The organism is Pontibacter sp. YIM B11418, assembly GCF_059278805.1.
This window is the reverse complement of the sequence record NZ_JCAEMH010000002.1, coordinates 353,657-372,112: the sequence shown is the minus strand read 5'-3', so window position 1 is coordinate 372,112 and position 18,456 is coordinate 353,657. Positions and strand designations below refer to the sequence as shown.

Annotated in this window: 17 protein-coding genes; 4 read left to right on the top strand and 13 right to left on the bottom strand. The window is 52.5% G+C overall.

From position 1 onward, the window contains the following. Positions 1-47 precede the first annotated feature (47 nt). The gene (locus AC4QZR_RS06005) at positions 48-4,559 is read right to left on the bottom strand and encodes a DUF7619 domain-containing protein (RefSeq protein WP_494480090.1); all 4,512 of its coding nucleotides are present in this window, start codon (positions 4,557-4,559) and stop codon (positions 48-50) included. Between the two features lie 169 nt (positions 4,560-4,728). Here AC4QZR_RS06005 and AC4QZR_RS06000 point away from each other — a divergent pair, with 169 nt between their 5' ends. Then, a complete protein-coding gene (locus AC4QZR_RS06000) occupies positions 4,729-5,166 on the top strand; it encodes an acyl-CoA thioesterase (RefSeq protein WP_494480089.1) in 438 nt (145 codons plus the stop codon). A 186-nt stretch (positions 5,167-5,352) separates the two neighbouring features. Here the strand turns inward: AC4QZR_RS06000 and AC4QZR_RS05995 are convergent, their stop codons facing one another. The 3 genes from AC4QZR_RS05995 to AC4QZR_RS05985 form a co-directional block, all read right to left on the bottom strand. Continuing rightward, positions 5,353-5,928 carry an NADPH-dependent FMN reductase gene (locus AC4QZR_RS05995; RefSeq protein WP_494480088.1) on the bottom strand — a complete coding sequence of 192 codons (576 nt, stop codon included), beginning with the start codon at positions 5,926-5,928 and terminating at the stop codon, positions 5,353-5,355. A 129-nt stretch (positions 5,929-6,057) separates the two neighbouring features. Continuing rightward, on the bottom strand, positions 6,058-6,555 hold the full coding sequence (locus AC4QZR_RS05990) for a VOC family protein (RefSeq protein WP_494480087.1): 498 nt from the start codon (positions 6,553-6,555) through the stop codon (positions 6,058-6,060). Between the two features lie 69 nt (positions 6,556-6,624). Then, positions 6,625-8,142: a hypothetical protein gene (locus AC4QZR_RS05985; RefSeq protein WP_494480086.1), complete on the bottom strand. Its 1,518-nt coding sequence runs from the start codon at positions 8,140-8,142 to the stop codon at positions 6,625-6,627. 283 nt (positions 8,143-8,425) lie between these two features. Between AC4QZR_RS05985 and AC4QZR_RS05980 the strand changes: the two genes are divergently transcribed. Together AC4QZR_RS05980 and AC4QZR_RS05975 are read left to right on the top strand one after the other, a co-directional pair. After that, entirely contained in the window at positions 8,426-9,139 is a 714-nt protein-coding gene (locus AC4QZR_RS05980; protein ID WP_494480085.1) for a hypothetical protein, read from the top strand. Between the two features lie 18 nt (positions 9,140-9,157). After that, positions 9,158-9,754, top strand: a complete 597-nt coding sequence (locus AC4QZR_RS05975) for a hypothetical protein (protein WP_494480084.1) — start codon at positions 9,158-9,160, stop codon at positions 9,752-9,754. An 80-nt stretch (positions 9,755-9,834) separates the two neighbouring features. Here the strand turns inward: AC4QZR_RS05975 and AC4QZR_RS05970 are convergent, their stop codons facing one another. The 6 genes from AC4QZR_RS05970 to AC4QZR_RS05945 form a co-directional block, all read right to left on the bottom strand. Then, on the bottom strand, positions 9,835-10,680 hold the full coding sequence (locus AC4QZR_RS05970; RefSeq protein ID WP_494480083.1) for an arsenite methyltransferase: 846 nt from the start codon (positions 10,678-10,680) through the stop codon (positions 9,835-9,837). A 53-nt stretch (positions 10,681-10,733) separates the two neighbouring features. After that, positions 10,734-11,066 carry an ArsR/SmtB family transcription factor gene (locus AC4QZR_RS05965; RefSeq protein WP_494480082.1) on the bottom strand — a complete coding sequence of 111 codons (333 nt, stop codon included), beginning with the start codon at positions 11,064-11,066 and terminating at the stop codon, positions 10,734-10,736. A gap of 79 nt (positions 11,067-11,145) precedes the next feature. Beyond that, complete coding sequence (locus tag AC4QZR_RS05960; RefSeq protein WP_494480081.1) at positions 11,146-12,168, bottom strand: ion channel; 1,023 nt, start codon at positions 12,166-12,168, stop codon at positions 11,146-11,148. 92 nt (positions 12,169-12,260) lie between these two features. After that, positions 12,261-12,704, bottom strand: a complete 444-nt coding sequence (locus AC4QZR_RS05955; protein ID WP_494480080.1) for a hypothetical protein — start codon at positions 12,702-12,704, stop codon at positions 12,261-12,263. Positions 12,705-12,748: 44 nt separating this feature from the next. Beyond that, entirely contained in the window at positions 12,749-14,878 is a 2,130-nt protein-coding gene (locus AC4QZR_RS05950; RefSeq protein WP_494480079.1) for a copper-translocating P-type ATPase, read from the bottom strand. 13 nt (positions 14,879-14,891) lie between these two features. Then, positions 14,892-15,194 carry a phosphoribosylpyrophosphate synthetase gene (locus tag AC4QZR_RS05945; RefSeq protein WP_253404146.1) on the bottom strand — a complete coding sequence of 101 codons (303 nt, stop codon included), beginning with the start codon at positions 15,192-15,194 and terminating at the stop codon, positions 14,892-14,894. 191 nt (positions 15,195-15,385) lie between these two features. Here AC4QZR_RS05945 and AC4QZR_RS05940 point away from each other — a divergent pair, with 191 nt between their 5' ends. Beyond that, positions 15,386-16,024 carry a DUF2911 domain-containing protein gene (locus AC4QZR_RS05940; RefSeq protein ID WP_494480078.1) on the top strand — a complete coding sequence of 213 codons (639 nt, stop codon included), beginning with the start codon at positions 15,386-15,388 and terminating at the stop codon, positions 16,022-16,024. 76 nt (positions 16,025-16,100) lie between these two features. On the opposite strand, the gene AC4QZR_RS05935 is transcribed toward AC4QZR_RS05940, so the two are convergent. The 3 genes from AC4QZR_RS05935 to AC4QZR_RS05925 form a co-directional block, all read right to left on the bottom strand. Next, positions 16,101-17,372, bottom strand: coding sequence for a PQQ-dependent sugar dehydrogenase (locus AC4QZR_RS05935; RefSeq protein WP_494480077.1), 1,272 nt, complete (start codon positions 17,370-17,372; stop codon positions 16,101-16,103). 147 nt (positions 17,373-17,519) lie between these two features. Next, on the bottom strand, positions 17,520-18,236 hold the full coding sequence (locus AC4QZR_RS05930) for a PRC-barrel domain-containing protein (protein ID WP_494480076.1): 717 nt from the start codon (positions 18,234-18,236) through the stop codon (positions 17,520-17,522). 9 nt (positions 18,237-18,245) lie between these two features. Then, entirely contained in the window at positions 18,246-18,440 is a 195-nt protein-coding gene (locus AC4QZR_RS05925) for a hypothetical protein (RefSeq protein WP_494480075.1), read from the bottom strand. Positions 18,441-18,456: the final 16 nt, after the last annotated feature.

Here is an 18,456-nt window from a genome sequence, read left to right as displayed (position 1 = left end):
GTAAACCAGGCTGACGGTACTGCATTAACCTTACATGAACTAGGTTCTTACAGTACCGTCAGCTTTTTGGTGATCATCCCTCGTTCCGTCTGAATTTGCAGGAAGTATAGGCCAGCTTTAGTAGCCGGCAAACTGATCTCCACGACTTCCGGTCTTGGCCCGGCGATGTGCGTCTGGTGCAGTCGCTGGCCAGGGGCGTCATATACTTCGATCAGTTGTACATCAAAATCGGCATAGCGGAGACTCACAGTGAAAGTTCCGTTGTTGGGGTTCGGGTAGACGGTGATCGACTCAGCTGGCGCTAGCTCCTCTATCACAAAATTGGAGTTACTCTGAGCTTGTCCACCGAAACCGGTGATGGTCACTTTGCCGGTGCTTGCCCCCCGCGGCACGCGCACTTTATACCTGTTGCCAGAACTTTCAAGCACCAGGGCTTCCTGCCCATTGAATACAATTTTGTCCTGCAGGCCCATGATGCCGAAATGCTCACCTGTGATCTCGACCACAGTGCCCACTGTTTCCGAGGTTGGTTGCATGGCGGTGAATCTCGGACCCGGAATGACTTCAAAGTTAGTGGCAGTAGTTGCCTTTCCGCCGGGTGTTTCCACGGAGATCAAGCCGGTCTCGGCCTGCTCTGGCACACGCACTACGAGCTGTTGCGGACTAGCCTCCAACACCTCAGCCTGTGCTTTACCGAAATATACATGGTTGCGTGATTTGTCTATGGCAAAATTCTCACCGGTGATGGTGATGCTCGCGCCCACAATGTCGGTCTGCTTGCTCTGGCCCGTGATAACCGGGGCGTACCACACGGTAAAGGCAGAGCTGCTCACAGCCTCGCCGCCTTTTGTCTTGATCTGGAAATTACCAGTCGTAGCTTTTGCCGGCACACGCACCGTCACCGTGTTACCGTTGCTGCTCAGGATCTCGCAGTTCAGCCCGCGTAGTTTGATGCTTTCGATCAGATCGGTCTGCAGGTGCTCGCCCATAAGCGTTACTGTTTGGCCCACCATACCTTCAATTGGGCTAAAGGAGCTCAGCAGCGGCGGCTGGTATACCTGGAATTTATCTGTGGAGGTCACACCACCGTCAGGGGTAATGACCTTGATTTTGTCAGTGAAGGCGCCTGTTGGAACGATCACTTTCAACTCTGTGGCCGAGGCGCTGACAACCGTTGCTGGCTTACCATTCAGGTATACCTTATTGTCAGCTGGCTTTGAGGCAAAGCGCTGTCCGGTGATGATGATCTCGGCTCCCTGCTTGCCAGCGGCCGGGGAAAAACCCGCTATACCTGGTGTGGCCAGCACATCCTCCAGGTTCAACCGCACGCTTTCGTTGATCACCGGTGGCATGTCGTAGATGCGGTTTTGGGTGACGTTGGTGCGGATCGGGGAGTTGAAATCGAAGAAGATGTCAGCAAAGTTCTCCACCAGCGTCTTCTCCGGCAGGTCGGCTTTTGGCTTAATGCTGAACTGGATAAAACCGTGACTGCCAGGTTCATCAGCGGTAGAGTCAGGCAGCATGATGTTATCGAAAGTCCAGGTGAGGACGGGTTGGCCTTTGCCACTTACCTCCATACGGCCCGGGTGGGAGGTGGCCCCCAGCTGCAGTGTGCTCAAATCCAGGTGTTCGGAGAGGGTGTCGACCACCACGATGCGGTAGGCCACATCGGTGCCTGTGTTCTGGAAGCGTATTTTGTACTTGAGTGCAGTGTTGGTTGGGGTGTAGTGCTCTTCTGTGCGGCCTACTGGTGTCACCAGCTTGTCGTTCGGGTCATAGGAATCGGTGATCAGCATGCATTCCTCCGACTTCTCGGCCTCCTCGTCGTCGGTTGGCAGCAGGTTCACCTGCCCGGTGCTCACAGAGCTGCTCTCTTCGCCCGGACAACCCTCGATGGTGACGCTAACAGCCGTGTTGTCGCCGTTGCCGGCGGGCTGGTCAGCCTCCAGGCGCCAGGTATAGCCCAGCGAGGGTACCCAGAGTACGAGGCTGTCACCGGCGGCCAGTCGGAACTGCTCCTGCGAAGCCAGCAGGCCGTCGGCATACTTGCGGAATAGTTGCGGTGCATCCATGTCAGCAGTTCCGGTATTACGCACCACGAAGCGGATCATACCTGTCTCGGCTTTGCAGCGGCCGGTGATGGAAACGGTCGGTGTCGGCTCCACTGGCTTGTAGTTGGAGGGCGTGATCCAGGCGCGGGTGCAGACGGTGAGGCCCCGCACCGATTCGTCGCCGCAAAGTACTAGGTCCTGGATGGTGATAGTACCGTTTTGGCCGGCTGGCAAGTCGCCGATAGAAAATTCGTAGGTGCCGTCCGGCAGTAAAGTATAAGGCTTTTCGGCCCAGGTCAAGGCTACTTTAGGGGGTAGTTGCAGGTATACCTTGGCGTCAGGGGCAGTGGCATATCCAATGTTGGAATAGCTCAGGGTTGTTGTACTCTCGAAGCAACGGCGACGGCGGGTTGAAGAGACGCTCACGCGAAGGTATGGATAATCGTTTGCCCTAAAGCCAAAGTTAATGTTATCTGCCTGCCTGGTTTTGCCGGTAAGTGCAACCTGCTGAGGGGGGCAATCACTCACAATAAGTTTGCCGGTAAGATCGGGCGCAATACTGCGCACAGTATAAGTACCTGGATCGACAGGAAGGGTATAACGACCGTCCGGTCCGGTCAAGGTATAGAATGGTCCGGGAGTGGCTTCTATGACAACAGCAGGAAAAGGTTGATCTTCTTCCTCAAACGTGCAGTTCTGGTTGTTATCGGTAAAGGCGCGGCCACTGATAAGTGCCTGTGGTTCCTGATAGTTTGTTGCCCGAAATGAAGCGTAGGCTTCTGATTTATAATCGTTCCAAACCAGTCTAGAGGCCTTCCGGTCAACGGCTATATTCAGTACAACCAAATCATGCTCTTCATGCACCAGATTCGCTTGTTGGTCAAGTATAAAGAACCGGTAAGGTTGGATATTGGAGCTGTAGTAAAGATAACCTTTTCCGTCGACTGCTATACTACTCTGGGAGTTCTGGTAGTGCCATTCTATATTGGTGCTATTCCAGGCATGTGACCAAATGAACTTTCCTTGCGGATCAAACTTCTGCACCCGGCCACCATTGTGATCAAGTACATAGAGCTGTCCAAGCACATCAACGACAAGTGAGGTAGGTTTCACTATCCGGTCGCGTGTTTCGCCTGCACCATCCGTAACATATAATAACTGACCACTTGAGTTGAGTTTTCTGATGACGTTATCGGTGTAATCCGACAGGTAAATGTTACCACTGGCATCTACAGCGAGGTCAGTGAAGAAGTTGTGATTTGTACCAGTCCCAAAATCTGTAAATGTCTCCAACAAATTTCCGCCTGGATCAAATTTGAAGATAGCGGATGCGCTGTAGGTCCCAAAGCTGGTCATGGCGTAGATGTTACCCCAGTAGTCGATGGTGATGGCTTGTGGTGCCGTCATGGTAGAGTTACCTGATCGACCAAACTGCAGTACAACTTCTCCATCAGAATTAAACTTATTGATCGCGCCTGTTGCATCAAGTTGGTAAACAAAGCCCTGTTCATCCAGTGCCAGGTCTTTGGTGTGCCACCTGCCACCCCATACCTGAAGTACATCTCCAGCTTTATTATATTGGATGATTTTGCTACTGCCATTATGCCTTCTATCCGACACGATGAGATTGCCCTCACTGTCGAGTGTGATGCCGATGATAGTACCCCAAAGGCGCCCTTCACCGGATTGATGGTAGATTCTTTGCTGGTAATTGCCAGAGGTATCAAATACATAAATGCTACCGTAGCTTGTTTCTGTCACATATACTTGGCCAGTGCGTTGATCCACGGCTATGTGTGATGCGGAGTTTATCCTGTTTTGAGCTGGTCCGTTGTTGCCGAACTCTGCTATTTTTTCTCCTACAGCATTAAACTTCACCACTTTCGCACCTTCAAAATTAAACTGATAAAGGGCATAAAGATTATCATCTTTGTCGAAGGCAATACTATAAGGGTATTCTGCTTCCTGCTTGAGCGTATCCAGATCGTTGTAAATCATAATAGTCTGAAGCAAATCGAAGTCCTTGTCGAAGCGCTGGATACGACGGTTACCAGTATCTACTACATAGATTTCTCCCTTGGAGTTAACTGCGATTTCTTCCGGATTGATAAACTCTCCGGGCCCGGAGCCATACCCGCCAAGCTCGAATAAGAGAGAGCCATCTTTGTGAAACTTGGCTATCTTGGCATAGGTATAGCTCACTACATAGAGATTGTCTTCAGCATCAAAGGTCATACTGAACGTGCCATAGTTTTCATCATTTAACCCTTCTGGCATAAAGTCTTCATCCAGGTGACCTGCCTGGCTGAATTTTTTGATGTAAAAATTGGAGTAGTAAATGCTTCCTTCAGAGTCGACGGCTACATCACGGGGCATACTGATCTGGACCCCGATGCGTTTATCCAGGTTAAATCCTGGTAGGTTCGGGTTTGCAAGCTGCGCTAAAGTTGGCGCAGAACTCACAACGGCAAAAAGTAAGATTAAAACAGTGAGTAAAGTTGTTCTCATAGGCAAAAGTGGAAAATCGTATGGTGCTGTAAATGTAAAGATTAAAGTACAATTATATACCTGTTGAAACACTATTACAACAGGATTTTAGTAAAAAAACAACCTATGTTATACCTGCAAGGCTTAACTTTGCGATCCTATTATCTTTATCATACTGACCCAATAAAACATGCCCCATACCTACACCGGAAAAGTAATGTGGTCGCACCTGGATGCGAACATGCACATGCGCCATTCTGCCTATGCTGATTTTGCGGCCCAGGCCCGTATCGGAGCGCTTGACGAACTCGGGCTGGATCTCAAAACTTTCCAGCGCCTGCACATCGGCCCGATCTTGTTTAAGGAAGAAACTACTTATCTGCGGGAGATTGGCATAAACGAGGAGATCACCATCCTGACAGAACTGACTGCAGGGCGCAAAGACGGTTCGCGCTGGGCACTGCGGCACGAACTCTACAAAGCCAACGGTGTAAAGGCGGCCGTGATTAAAGTAGAAGGTGCCTGGATTGATGTTTTGAAAAGAAAGCTGGCGGCACTGCCAGAGGAACTGGCGCAGCATTTCATGGAGCTGCCGCGAAGCACCGATTATGTAGAACTGGAAGGCTAAGGCTTAACCTATACCTGTGCTCAGCTACAGGTATAGCAGGGGAGTCCTTATGCGGTTCTAGTTGATAATCAGAACCTCTTCTGTCATTCCGACGAAAGGAAGAACCTGTTTCCCTGATGGGTGTACCTCAGATTTCTCCCGTTGGTCGGAATGACAGCAGATGGCATAAGTATTTAGCACCGGGTATTAGGGCTTGTCAGTTGATTCGTCCATTTTCGCCTTAGCCTTCACGCACCAGAGCAGTTCCTGTAGGAAGTGGTCGGCTCGTTTGTCAGTGGCTTCTTTGTCAGCGGCGTTGCCTTCTTCGTCGTAATTGTCCTGCACTTTGGGTACGGGAAACATGGCGGGCACGGTCCAGGCGCGCATTTTCCAGAGCGAGAACTGCAGCGACGTGATGACCTGCGTACCACCAAAGGCTCCTCCTGAAACCGTTGAAATGGCCACCGGCTTGCGGTGCCATTCGTCGTAGAGCAGGTCCACCACGTTTTTGAGACTGGCCGGATAGCCGCCGTTATACTCCGGTGTCACAATGATGACACCATCTGCTTTCACAATCTTTTCCCGGAAGTCCTGCATGGCAGGCGTGGACTCCTCCAGCCGACTGTAGCGCTCATGAAACAACGGAAAGTCATAGGCCTTCAGATCCACGATCTCGGTTGTGGCCAATTGGTGCGCTTCGAGGTACTTTTGCAGGTATAGTGCTACGCGGTGACTCTTGCGGCCAGTGCGCACACTCGAAGAAATAATGGTGATGTGGGGCATGGAGTTGGTTTTGGTTTTATGCCGGACTACCCGACAATGAACTAACTGTCAAAAGTATACTTATTTTATGGGATCTGCTGCTGTGTCGTACCTTGGTATTGAAGGTATAGATTCCTTCGTCAGGAAAGCTTATTTTTCTAATTCACTGAGCAAATCTTGCAAATCAAGTGGCTGGGTGTACATGGTGATCTTGCCCTCTTCGTCGCGTGGCCAGTTTTCCTGCGGCCGATCCCAGTACAGCTCAACGCCATTGCCATCGGGGTCCGATAGGTATAGCGCTTCCGAAACGCCGTGATCGGATGCTCCGTCGAGGCGGTAGCCAGTCTCCCGGATTCGCTTCAGGATAGCAGCCAAATCTTTGCGGGTAGGGTAGAGGATGGCGGTATGAAAAAGACCGGTGCTGCGTGCCGGAGGCGGCGTGCCTCCTTTGCTATACCAAGTGTTCAGCCCGATGTGATGGTGATAGCCACCCGCCGAAATAAAGGCCGCATCCGGGCCATACATCATCATCAGTTCAAAGCCCAGCAAATCGCGGTAAAAAGCCAGGGCCCTTTCGAGGTCGGCTACTTTCAAGTGCACATGCCCAATACGGGTCTTGGCCGGGACGGTGTATTTTTCTGATGTCATGGCGTCTGATTTTTCGTGCTTATACGCTAGCCGCAGCTTTTTGTGTTAGAGCAAACAGAGGCACTTAGGTTACAGGCTGCTTTGCGCCAGTTCAAGCAGCACATCATAATAGGGGCGACGGAGCATTTTGGCTTTGAGCCAGGCATAAAAACTTATGGCCTGGATGTCGGTATTCTCAAACGATTCAAATTCCAAGCTCTGTTCGACCTGCTGAAAAAAGGCCTCACTGGCAACTGCCTCTGGTTGGTCCACCATATGCTTGATCAGCTGTAGGTATTGCTTCACATTGTAGTAAGCCGGTTGCTGCAACAGGTCTTTGAACGTGCGCTCAAACGCCCGGATCTTGTTCAGTACCAGGTCTTCATTGCTGAGTTCGTACTGCAGAATCAGTTCTCCCATTTTCTTCTTCAGCACCCACTCTCGCCCCATGGTTTGCTCCAGCCATTTGTCTGACCGCTTGATGCCCAGCAGCACACGGTTCGCTTTGCCAAAAGCGCCCTGCGCAAAGTAATTGAAGCTCAGGCCCAACAGGGCAGTTAACTGGTCACGCTGACTCAGGTGTACTTTGCTTTTGTAAAGCAGTTTTTCCATCAACCCAATGGCCTCCGCGTTGTTGCGCAGAAAGACCAGGTTGGCCACCATCAAAAAAATGTAGCGTGGATAAAACGTTGCGAAGTGGCTTTTGCCGTCGCCACTCATGCTGTTGTGCAAGAGCGCCAGGTAGTGGATAGACTCCACAAATTTCTTGTTCCGGTACAGCACGTGCGCGATCATGTAGAGGAGGCTGAGTTTGTAATACTGATGCGCCTTGATGAAGCCGTATTTCTGCTCTGTCTCCTGGTACTGGCTGATGATGAAAGGCTCAAAAGTGAGAAAGTCTTTGCGAGCCAGCACAGCACTCCGGGCAATGAACATCAGCTTGTAAAGCAATTGCGGACGTTTGCTTACCGCCTCGGTCAGGCTATAACTGCGGAGCACCTCCTGGATGATTCGGTCAAAGTGCAGGTCGCTGCCCTGGCGCCTGACAGCCTGCAGGCGCTGGCTGATGATGCTACTGGCAATGTTTGCCCGCTCTACTTCGTCGGCAGCCAGTTTGTTCAGATTACGTCTGGTAATGATCTCGTCCAGGTCCCCGGCAAACGCGCTTTCTGCTTTTTCGATCTGCAGGTTGTAGATCGAGTTGAGCAGGTCATACTGTTCGTTGGCTGCGGCCATCTTTTCGGCCTTAAGCAGGTAGTGCCAGGCCAGTCGCTCTACCTGCGCATCGAACAGGTAACGGGAGAGCGAGAGCAAACCCATGATCGTAGAAGCCGAGGTACTGTCTTCCTCCATCCGCTTGAGCATGATGAAGTCCGTGAGGTGGCGGGTGAGCCGTTTGCGGAGCGCATAGTAGGCCACCGGGTTGGGGTCCTCAGGGTATAGGCGGGCGATCAGTTGCTCCGGGGTGTAGAGCCTTTCCTGCAGCAGGAGTTTGTATAGCGCCAGATCCTTTCGACTCTTCTTCTTTTTCTGCCGCTGAATGAAAATGCCAAGCTCCCGACGGTCTTCCTCACCGAGCGTTTCCAGGGTTATTTTGAGATCATCCATCGTGTTTTCAGCAAAGGTTTTTAGTAAGGCGCACCGTTTAAAAGATTGAATTCTGTCAGATGAAGGTATAGCCAATCTTCTTTATTAAACTTTTAGCTATTTTTAAAATTTTGAAAGTCTGATACTGTGAATATAAGTGATTGTATACTAATAATATATACCTAATGAAGTAAAAATTAAAAAGTCCTTAAAGTCGTTTTGTTGGCTTTCTATACCTGTATGTGTGCTGTAATTTTGATCTATCAAAAACTAGAAATAAACATACACATAACACACATCGACCATGAAAAATTTATTGCTCACCATCATTGCCTGTCTCTTCTACTTTGCGGGCCAGGCGCAGGACGTGCTCATCCAACGAAACGGCGACGAGCTGGAAGTCAAGGTACTGGAGATCAACCTGCAGGAAGTCAAGTATAAGCGCTTCGACAACCTGGAGGGACCCGTTATCTCCATTGCGAAAGCGGACGTCTTTATGATCAAGTATGAGAACGGCACCAAGGTTATCATGAACGAGGCGCGCCCGGCTATGCAGCAACCGGTGTATGCCAGACCAAACAATCAGCAAAGCCTGAAACTGGGCGGTCCCCGATTGGGATTCACGGTGCTGAGCCAGAACTACCGCGACCACATCAAAGATGACTTCGACACAAACGTAAGCGCCCTGATGACCCAGTTTGGCTGGCAGTTTGAGACACGGGTTTTCACGCTCGAAAACGGCACTTCCGGTCTGTTCGAATTTGTGCCGCTGATAGGTGGCTTAGAACAGGGAAAATTTCTGCCGAGTCTGAGCGCGCTGGTAGGTATAAGAGGAGCGAAGGGACTTGAGTTTGGCATCGGTCCGAACGTATCGCTGGGTGGAGCCGGACTGGTACTGGCAGCGGGCACTAATTTTCAAAGCCAGGGCGTCAACTTTCCGGTGAACGTCGCCATCGCCCCCTCCTCAGACGGCATGCGCTTCAGTGTGCTCTTCGGCTTTAACTCACGCAAATACTAATCCTTAAACTGAATAGTCATGAAAAGAGCGATACTAATTCTACTGTTTTTCAGTGTGCAGCACCTGGCGCTGTCGCAGGATACAATCATAAAAAAGACCTGTGAAGAAATTCCTTCGCGCGTGTTGGAAATAACGCTGCACGAAGTCCTCTACCAGCACCCTGATTCCCTGCAAGGTATAACACGGCGGCTGCCGAAAGCCGAGGTGTTTATGGTGAAGTTTGAGAATGGGACAAAAGAGGTTTTCGAGCAGCTAGATAGTCTGTCAGGTATAGCACAAGGTATGACGCCGGACCAGCTGTATGCGCTAGGCAAAGAAGATGCGAAGCAGTACTACAAAGGCAACGGCGCCATGTGGGGTTCGGCGGCCAGTTCGATGGTCATGTTCCCGCTCGGGTTGGCCGGCAGTCTCGTTATTGGGGCCACGCCTCCTAAAGTAAAGCCTGACCATGTTTCCGATATCCGTTTGCTGGAAGATCAGGACTACATGAAAGGGTATAAAGAACAGGCCGCCCGCAAGAAAAGAGGAAAGGCCTTGGCGGGAGTGGGCATCGGTGCCGGCATTCAACTCGGTCTGATCATCCTGATCGTGTCCACGCTGTCGGCTGCGCCCTGATAGCAGGTATAGGAAAACAAGAACGGGAGTAGCCTTCTTAAAATTTTGCTACTCCCGTCTGTTTATATGATCAAATTAGCTTAGCAACAACCTCCACCCGGTGTACAGGCCAGGTTTTCGATAGGCTTGCTGCCGTATACCGTGATGCTGTAGATACCGGTGTTGCTTTCCCGGAATGCCTTTATACCTGCGGCATCCAGGTAGTCCTGCAGGATCTCGTCTGGCACCTGTATGGCTTTCTCTTTCTGCACAGTGATATTTTCAAAGCCCACTTCACGGATAATCTGCAGGTATTCGTCTTTTTGGATCGCACCTGACACGCAACCGGCGTACATCTCGCTGGCCTGCACAATGCCCTCTGGCAACTCGCCCACCAGCACTACATCTGAAATGCTGAAGTGTCCGCCTGGCTTCAGCACGCGGAAAGTCTCGGCAAAGGCCTGTCGCTTGTCCGGCACAAGGTTGAGTACGCAGTTGCTGATCACCACATCGGCACGGTTGGCCGCTATCGGCAGCGCTTCTATCTCACCTTGGCGGAACTCCACGTTGTTGAAGTTCAGCTTTTCGGCATTTTCGCGGGCTTTGGCGATCATTGCCTCAGTCATATCTACTCCAATCACTTTGCCGCTCTCACCGGCCAGGGCACGGGCCACAAAGCAGTCGTTGCCGGCGCCAGAGCCCAGGTCAACGACCGTATCGCCTTTTTTGATCTGGGCAAACTCGGTAGGCACGCCACAGCCAAGCCCGAGGTCTGCATCAGGGTTGTAGCCTTCCAGTTCGGTGTAATTGTCTGCAAAAATGGCGTAGTCTACGGTGCCGCAGCCGGTAGCACCACAGCAGGAAGCCTCGTTCTGCTCTTTGCTTTGTAGCGCGATCTCGCTGTACTTGTCACGCACTATTTTTTTAAGTTCTTCTGCCTTGTTCATATTGCTATAGTTTTTATATATCGGTAAATTACGATCAATTTTGGTAAATTTTTTTAGCAGCAACTGCTGTCGCAAGAGGTATAGCGTTTGAATAGCTCGCCCAGCGTTTCCTGCGCCTGTTTCCATACCTGTTCGTTGATGCAGTAGCATACCTTCTTGCCATCAATGTCACCCTGAATCAGGCCCACTTCCTTCAGTTCTTTCAGATGCTGCGATACCGTGGACTGCGACAGTGGCAGTTCATCCACAATGTCGCCGCAGATGCAGGCCTTTCGCTCCAACAGCACACGCAGAATGGCAATGCGGGCCGGATGGCCCAAGGCTTTGGCATAGCGGGCGATCAGGATATCTTCGTCTGTAAACTGTGCTGTCTTGGTAAGTTCCATGTAGTTGTTTTATGATCGTAAAATTACGATTGATTAATGAAGATTCAAAAGAAATTACCGGATTTTTTTGGCGCTATACCTAGACCGGATCAGGTCTGTAGATGTCTGCCCAGCTCCAACCATCCTGGTACAGAAGATAAGTAAGGATCTCGCGCCGTTGTTTGAAGGTTTCCGGGGAGTGAAAGTCACTTAAAAGTTCTGTTTTTAACGGAACGCCTGCTTCGATCAGGGCATCCCAATTCATCTCCGGGAAGGTATAGGGTGCCTGCTCTTCGTTTTTATGATGCCGCTCCAGTATATGCAGGTAGAAATCCTGCGCCCCCCGGATGGTAAGTAAGTCTGCATCAGAAGGTCTGGCCTCATCCTGCACCCCGAACTTCAGAAAATTGATGGCTTCGTCGAATATCGTGAGGTTGAGGATGACGGACTCCCGTTGTTCAATGCTGTGAAAGTAGTGGATGATGGGGTAGGCCTTGTGGTTCTGGCTGTGTTGTGTGATCATATCGGCCAGGTCGGCGTCGTGCTTGAGCAGCCGGTCGAAGTTCTTCCCGTTCCAACTGTTGAGCAGCATCTGCTGGGGCGAGTTGCCCAGGCTGTTGAGAAACACACTGAGTTTCACCTGCAGGATAACCGCCGACAGAACGGGCATGATGTAGGTGATGGAAACGGTAATAAAGGCAAGTCCGCTAAAGGCCAGTAGATTGGCTACAATATCCCACAGCCTGCTGCCCGGCTTGTAGTCGCCATTTCCCATAGTGGACAGGGTATAGCCGGCAAAGTAGAGTTTCTCGGAGGCCGAGGTGATTGCATCGGTCGTGCTGTTCAGCACTGAGGCAGGGTCGGAGAGGAGCAGTAGAAAAGAACCCAGCCACATACCTGCCACCCACGACGTAATGATGAGGATCAGCAGCATGTGGCCTATCCGCTCCATCATTTTCCTTTTGCCGTCCTTCCCAGCCAGTTTCAGACACAAACGCCAGGTGTTTTCTGCAATAAAATTCGTCAAACGACCGCCTCCCTGGAAGGACAGGGTGGTCGTGATCAGGTCTTTCAAAACAAACAGGATGAGGGCAATACCTGCGATTGCGTAGAGTATCTGCATAAACAGTAAGCGAGGTGGCGCACTAAGTACCTGTTTTACTTCCTAAGGCAACACGAGGTTCTGAAAAATATTGGCATGGCAGACAGGCGCAATCAGTTCATTCCCCGGCGCATCCGGTTCATGTGGGTGCTATCCATCATGCCACGCTGTTGCATGCGCGCCATCATACTGTTCATCATACCCGGATGCTGCAGCATGAGACGGGCCATTTCGTTGCAGGCAACCGTGTCGGAGTCGCACAGGGTGATCATCTGTTTCATGTGCTGCTGCACCTGCTGGCGGTGCAGGTTGACCATGCCGGACGTGTCGCCTACCATACCGCCCTGCATCATGCCACCGCGCATCATGCCCGCGCCCATGTTCTGGTCCCGAATCTGCGCCATCAGTTCGTTGCGCATCTGCTCATCTCCCAGTATGGTGCTGTATACCTGCTGGCGTTCCTCTTCGTCGCGCAGCATTTCCTGCACATTGTCAGGCTGCTGGCAGCCGCTCACACAGAGCAGTGCAAAAGAGAGGAGGATCAAGGAATTTCTCATGGTTCTATTTTCTTTGTTTATACGAAGCACGTTAATTTCTGCTGCTACTTGATCTGCCGGCGCAGCAGTTGCGCATTGATCGCCACGATCACAGTACTCAGGCTCATCAGCGCCGCACCCACGGCAGGCGACACCATGATGCCCTGCTTGTAGAGTACACCGGCCGCTAGCGGCAGTGCGATGACGTTGTAACCGGTTGCCCAGATCAGGTTCTGGATCATTTTGCGGTAGGTGGCTTTGCCGAAGAGAATGAGTGAGGCGATGTCCTGCGGATTGCTGTTGACCAGGATAATGTCGGCTGTTTCGGCGGCTACGTCTGTTCCGGAGCCAACGGCAATCCCCACATCGGCCTGCGCCAGGGCAGGTGCATCGTTCACACCGTCGCCCGTCATGGCCACAAACTCGCCTTTGGCCTGAAGCTCCTTCACCTTCTCCTGTTTCTGGTGGGGCAGCACATTGGCCAGGAAGCCGTCCATCTGCAATTTGTCGCTCACGCTTTTGGCCACCCGCTCGTTGTCGCCGGTCAGCAGCAGGTTTTTGATACCGTTCGCCTTCAGCACGCGGATGGCCTCTGCCGACTCCTCCCGTATCTGGTCGCGCATGGTGATGTAGCCGATGGGACGCCCGTCTACCAGTACGTACACCACCGTTTCCACACCTTCTTCGGCCTGGCTGGCCGGCACCTGTATATTGAATTCCCTGAGGTAGTTGGGGCCGACCACCTTCACATCCCGGTCCTCTACCTTACCTTCCAGCCCTTTGCCGGGCAGGTAGTTGAAAGATTGGGAGGGAGGTACGGCTATACCTTGTTCTTTCACTCTGCGGAGGATGCCCTGGGAGATAAAGTGCTCAGAGTTCTGTTCCACTGCAGCGGCCAGCCGCAGCATTTCCCGCTCGTCCACAGACTTATCAAACGTCACGACGGCGGCAATTTCATGTGAGCCCTGGGTGAGCGTGCCGGTCTTGTCGAAGATGACGGTGGTGATGAGTCGGGCGTTCTCAAAGGCGGTGCGGTTGCGGATCAGGAGGCCATTGTTGGCGGACACAGCTGTAGAAATAGCCACTACCAGTGGCACGGCCAAGCCCAGCGCATGCGGACAGGAAATGACCATAACCGTGACCATCCGCTCCAACGCAAAAGCCAGGTCGCGCCCTAGCATAAGCCACACGGCAAAGGTGCCAAAGCCCGCGGTCAACGCTACATAGGTTAGCCATTTGGCGGCTCGATCGGCCAGGCGCTGCGTATCCGATTTCGTTTTCTGGGCATCCTGCACCAGTTTGATCACCTTGTTGAGGTAGCTTTCCTTGCCGGTATGCTCCACCCGCACCCGGAGGGCGCCGTTTCCGTTCACGGAGCCGCCAATCACTTTATCGTCTATCGTCTTTTTAACCGGTTTACTCTCGCCGGTGAGCATGCTCTCGTTCAGGTGACTCTCCCCATCTTCCACCACGCCATCGGCAGGCACTTTTTCACCCGGCTTTACCAGGATCAGGTCGCCCTTCTGCAGTTCCTCGATGCGCACACGCACCGTTTCCCCATCCCTGATCAGCATGGCTTCGGCCGGCATCATGCTCACCAGCAGTTCCAGGGCTTTGGAGGCGCCCAGCACCGATTTCATCTCGATCCAGTGTCCGAGCAGCATGATCACGATCAGGGTGGCCAGTTCCCAGAAGAAATCCATACCCTCCAGCCCAAACACAATGGCTGAACTGTAAAGGTATGCCACCGTAATCGCCACCCCGATCAGTGTCATCATACCCGGCGCACCTTTTTTCACCTCTTCGACCAGTCCCGTCAGGAATGGCCAGCCACCGTAGAAATAAATTATGGAGGAGAGCATGAAGGCGATGTACATACTGTAAGGCACATCCAGCGAGAAGCCCAGGATGTGCTGCACCATCGGGCTGAGGAGGATGACAGGTATAGACAGTGCGAGCGAAATCCAGAAGCGTTTTTTAAAGTCCTCGATCATCATGCGGTGATGGTCGTGGCCATGCTCACCGTGTCCGCTGTGGGCATGCCCGTCATGTGGCGGGTGACCGCTGGTGTCTTTGGGTATGGCATGTGCATGTCCATGCAGCGCCGTTTCCTTCAGCTTTTCGGTTAGCTGGTCCTGTTGCTTTTTGGCCTGCTGCTGTTGGCTATCTGTATGGTGCCGGTGGTCGTGGTCCATGATTTTGGAGGATTTAAGCTCTCAACTTCTGCGCCATTTCAGGGGTGATGGCCTGCGCGTAGGGGCCGTAGGCATCCACCAGCACGCCTTTCACACCACTCGAAGAAGAGATGGCGTAGATCACCGAGTTGTCATCCGGATTGCTCATGCCCTCAAAGCGGTGTACTTCATCAATGTAAAACTCTTCAGGTTTCAACTCCAGCGATTTGGAGGCGCAGACAATGCAGTTTTCCTTCAGGTTAAAATCCTCGGTATACCCTCTTTTTTTGAGGTCGTTCAAAGCGCCGGATAGGGTGGGATAATTGTTATATGGCATAGTTTTTTAGGTTTAAGGTTCATGACTATAGCTTTGTACTACTCTTGCAAGGCTTTCGTTTTAACCTGCCCTTTCATTAAGCTTCTACAGCGTCATTAGTGCTTCATTGATGCCGGGTAGGGGAGTGTTTTAATTTCAGGAATAATTTGTAGCTTGTCCTCGTACATAAGTACTCAAAACAACTCAGAGCCATGAAAAAAACATCTACCCGAATAGCCTTAGGGCTTGCGCTCACTGCCACCCTGACGTATTGCAACCAGCCAGAGCAGAAAAACGAGCAGGAAACGCCTCCGGCACAAGAAAGCCATTCCGGACATAATATGCAACCAAGCGAGGGCGCAAACACCATCGGGGTGCAGGCAGAGCCGGATACCCTGAAAGGAAGCCTGAAGGCGGAGGCGCACGGCATGATCGGCGACGCGCACCTGACCATCGCCTACCACTCGCCGGCAGTGCGCGGACGCGTAATCTGGGGCGGACTGGTGGCCTATGACCAGGTATGGGTGACAGGCGCGCACACTGCTACCAGCCTGATGACCGACAAGGACATCACCATAGGCGGGAAGGAGCTACCGGCCGGCAAGTACGCCTTGTTCACCATACCGGGTGAGCAGGAGTGGACGATCATCATCAACAAAAACTGGGAGCAGCACCTGGCCGACGACTACAAGGAAGCAGAGGATGTGCTGCGCTTTACCGTGAAGCCCGAAGTGGCCCCTACCAAACAGGAAAGGCTGCGCTATGAAATCATTACAGGGGAGGACGGCGCAGGCAGCATCCAGATCACCTGGGATATGCTGCGCGTGACGCTTCCGGTGACTCATAGCTAAGCAGTTGGAACAATATTAAATAGAAAAAGGACAGGTGTATACCTGTCCTTTTTTGTTATTGCATCTTTTGTAGTGCCTACTGCTTCGGCATGATTTTCCAGAGCTCGCCGTTCTCCTGGTCGGTCACCAGGTATAGCGCTCCGTCCGATCCCTGGCGCACGTCACGTATACGCTGGTCGCGGTCGCGGAGCAGGTGCTCCTCGCCGGTCACGCGGTTGTTCTCGATGCGCAGGCGCACCAGCCCTTGCGCGCGGAGGCCGCCCACGAACAGGTTCCCCTTCCACTCCGGAAAAGCACTGCCCGTATAAAACTGCGCTCCTGAAGGGGCAATTACCGGATCCCAGTAATAGACAGGATCTACGAAGCCCTCTTTGGTGGTGACCGCGTTAGGGACAGGCTCACCGGAATATTCCTCCCCGAACGTGACTGCTGGCCAGCCATAGTTCTTTCCCTTTTCGACCAGGTTCAGTTCATCACCACCCTGCGGACCCATCTCCACGATCCAGAGCTGGCCCTGGTTGTTGAATGCGGCCGCCTGCACGTTCCGGTGACCAACACTCCAGATCTCAGGCAGGTTGTTTTCTTTCTTCACGAACGGGTTGTCGTTCGGCACTTTGCCGTCCGGCGCAATGCGGATGATCTTGCCCATGTGGCTGTTCATTTGCTGCGCCTGCGGACGTATCTCTATATCCGATCGCTCGCCCAGGGTGATGTAGAGCATACCATCCGGTCCGAAAGCCAGGCGGGAGCCGTAGTGCATCGTGCCGTCGTAAGTGGGCTGCGCCTGGAAGATCACCTGCACATTCTCTACGCGCGAACGGTCTTCGGAGAGCACCCCGCGGGCTACGCTGGTCGCGTTGCCGCCCTGGCGCGGTTCGGTGTAGCTCCAGTAGATCATGCGGTCTGAGCCGAACTTGGGGCCGAGGGCCACATCCAGCAAGCCGCCCTGTCCGCGGGCATCCACTTTCGGTATACCTGTTATCGGGTTGCCAATCTGTCCGGTGGCCGACACGATGCGCATCTGGCCTCCCTTTTCAGTGACAAGCAGGTTGCCATCCGGCAAGGGCTCCACGGCCCAGGGCTTTTTAAGGTTTTTGGTGAGCACCTGCACGTCCAGAGCCGTTTCAGATTTAATCTCACAGGCGCGGGTCTGACCTTCGAAGGTCGGCTTCTGCTCCGGAGAGTTGGGGGCGCCCCTGTCAATTGGCTGGCAGTCTTCCTGCGGCGTGGTGACTACGGGTTCCTGCGGGTCTTTGTCTTCCTGCTCGGTTGCCCTTTCTTCGCTGCAGGAAGCGCCCATGGTGGCCAAACCGATGGCACTCAGAAGGATGAGTCGGGATAGTTTCATAGTATCTTGTTTTTTGTGGTTGGTATAAATCGTTTAATCATTCGTTTTACTCCATTGTAACTAATTTGTTCGCAGCTGCCCGTAAACCACAAAGCCGCACGATTTGCAGGTGCGGCTTTGCAGGTATAGCATACGGATAGGGCTGGCCTAAGAATCCAGCGCTCTTTTCTTGAGGAGAATGAATTCTTCCTCAGTAATCGAGCCGCGCTCACGCAGATTCTCCAGCCGCTCGATGGTGGTGATGGAATCTTCTACAGGCTTGCTGCGGTAGTCTCTGCTATCGCTGCGGTCAGTTACACGCCTGGCGTGTGAATCACGGTCTGGGGTAGCATCGTGCACGGCATAGAAACGGTCCTCGTTAAACGACTCATCGTTGTAAAAGTCCGGATTGATACGGCGCGTCGTGGTGGCGTCGTGCTGCAGGGCATCGTCAAACTCAGACTTGTACTCGTTCTTGTCGTCAAAGGCGTCGCGGTGGGCGCGGCGGAAGTTGTCACGCACGGCGTATTCATAATCAGGCGAAATCGGTCCGCCCGGATAGGCCGGGTAGGTGGCAATGCTTTTCGCATCAACAGAGGCCACGAAGATGTTTTTGCCTTTGCGGTCGAGGGCAGCTGCGCCAATCGGTATGAGTAGGTAGGTATCACGGTCGCGGTCGAAGAAGCGGTGGTCTCCCAGCACGGAAAGGTAGCGCACTTTCATAGCGTCCATGTCCACTACCAAGTCTTTCACGTCGCCCAGCTTTTCGCCGTCGGCACCTACTACGCGCCAGCCTGTCACGTCGGTGTTGTTTTTGGCGACCTCGTAGTCTTTCAGTTCGCTCAGAGGCACCAGTCTTTCGTTTCTTAATTCGTTGTCGTTCATAAGTTCAATTTAAGTGCGTATCAAATCAGGTGTCAGTTCAGGGCTTGGCGCAGGCAACAGCGTGCTGACAGCGGCAAGCGCCTGGACTTGTCCGTCCTTCAGAAACAGTTCATAGACAGCCCAGCCCAGCAGGAGTAGTATTACGACCAGCAGGATCCAGGGCCACACAGGTTTTTTCTTTTTTTCGATGTGTATCTCAGCCATTTTGCGTTTTTATTTT

Coding starts and splice junctions, on each gene's coding strand:
- AC4QZR_RS06005 (WP_494480090.1), bottom strand. CDS start 4,559: ATGAGAACAACTTTACTCACTGTTTTAATCTTACTTTTTGCCGTTGTG.
- AC4QZR_RS06000 (WP_494480089.1), top strand. CDS start 4,729: ATGCCCCATACCTACACCGGAAAAGTAATGTGGTCGCACCTGGATGCG.
- AC4QZR_RS05995 (WP_494480088.1), bottom strand. CDS start 5,928: ATGCCCCACATCACCATTATTTCTTCGAGTGTGCGCACTGGCCGCAAG.
- AC4QZR_RS05990 (WP_494480087.1), bottom strand. CDS start 6,555: ATGACATCAGAAAAATACACCGTCCCGGCCAAGACCCGTATTGGGCAT.
- AC4QZR_RS05985 (WP_494480086.1), bottom strand. CDS start 8,142: ATGGATGATCTCAAAATAACCCTGGAAACGCTCGGTGAGGAAGACCGT.
- AC4QZR_RS05980 (WP_494480085.1), top strand. CDS start 8,426: ATGAAAAATTTATTGCTCACCATCATTGCCTGTCTCTTCTACTTTGCG.
- AC4QZR_RS05975 (WP_494480084.1), top strand. CDS start 9,158: ATGAAAAGAGCGATACTAATTCTACTGTTTTTCAGTGTGCAGCACCTG.
- AC4QZR_RS05970 (WP_494480083.1), bottom strand. CDS start 10,680: ATGAACAAGGCAGAAGAACTTAAAAAAATAGTGCGTGACAAGTACAGC.
- AC4QZR_RS05965 (WP_494480082.1), bottom strand. CDS start 11,066: ATGGAACTTACCAAGACAGCACAGTTTACAGACGAAGATATCCTGATC.
- AC4QZR_RS05960 (WP_494480081.1), bottom strand. CDS start 12,168: ATGCAGATACTCTACGCAATCGCAGGTATTGCCCTCATCCTGTTTGTT.
- AC4QZR_RS05955 (WP_494480080.1), bottom strand. CDS start 12,704: ATGAGAAATTCCTTGATCCTCCTCTCTTTTGCACTGCTCTGTGTGAGC.
- AC4QZR_RS05950 (WP_494480079.1), bottom strand. CDS start 14,878: ATGGACCACGACCACCGGCACCATACAGATAGCCAACAGCAGCAGGCC.
- AC4QZR_RS05945 (WP_253404146.1), bottom strand. CDS start 15,194: ATGCCATATAACAATTATCCCACCCTATCCGGCGCTTTGAACGACCTC.
- AC4QZR_RS05940 (WP_494480078.1), top strand. CDS start 15,386: ATGAAAAAAACATCTACCCGAATAGCCTTAGGGCTTGCGCTCACTGCC.
- AC4QZR_RS05935 (WP_494480077.1), bottom strand. CDS start 17,372: ATGAAACTATCCCGACTCATCCTTCTGAGTGCCATCGGTTTGGCCACC.
- AC4QZR_RS05930 (WP_494480076.1), bottom strand. CDS start 18,236: ATGAACGACAACGAATTAAGAAACGAAAGACTGGTGCCTCTGAGCGAA.
- AC4QZR_RS05925 (WP_494480075.1), bottom strand. CDS start 18,440: ATGGCTGAGATACACATCGAAAAAAAGAAAAAACCTGTGTGGCCCTGG.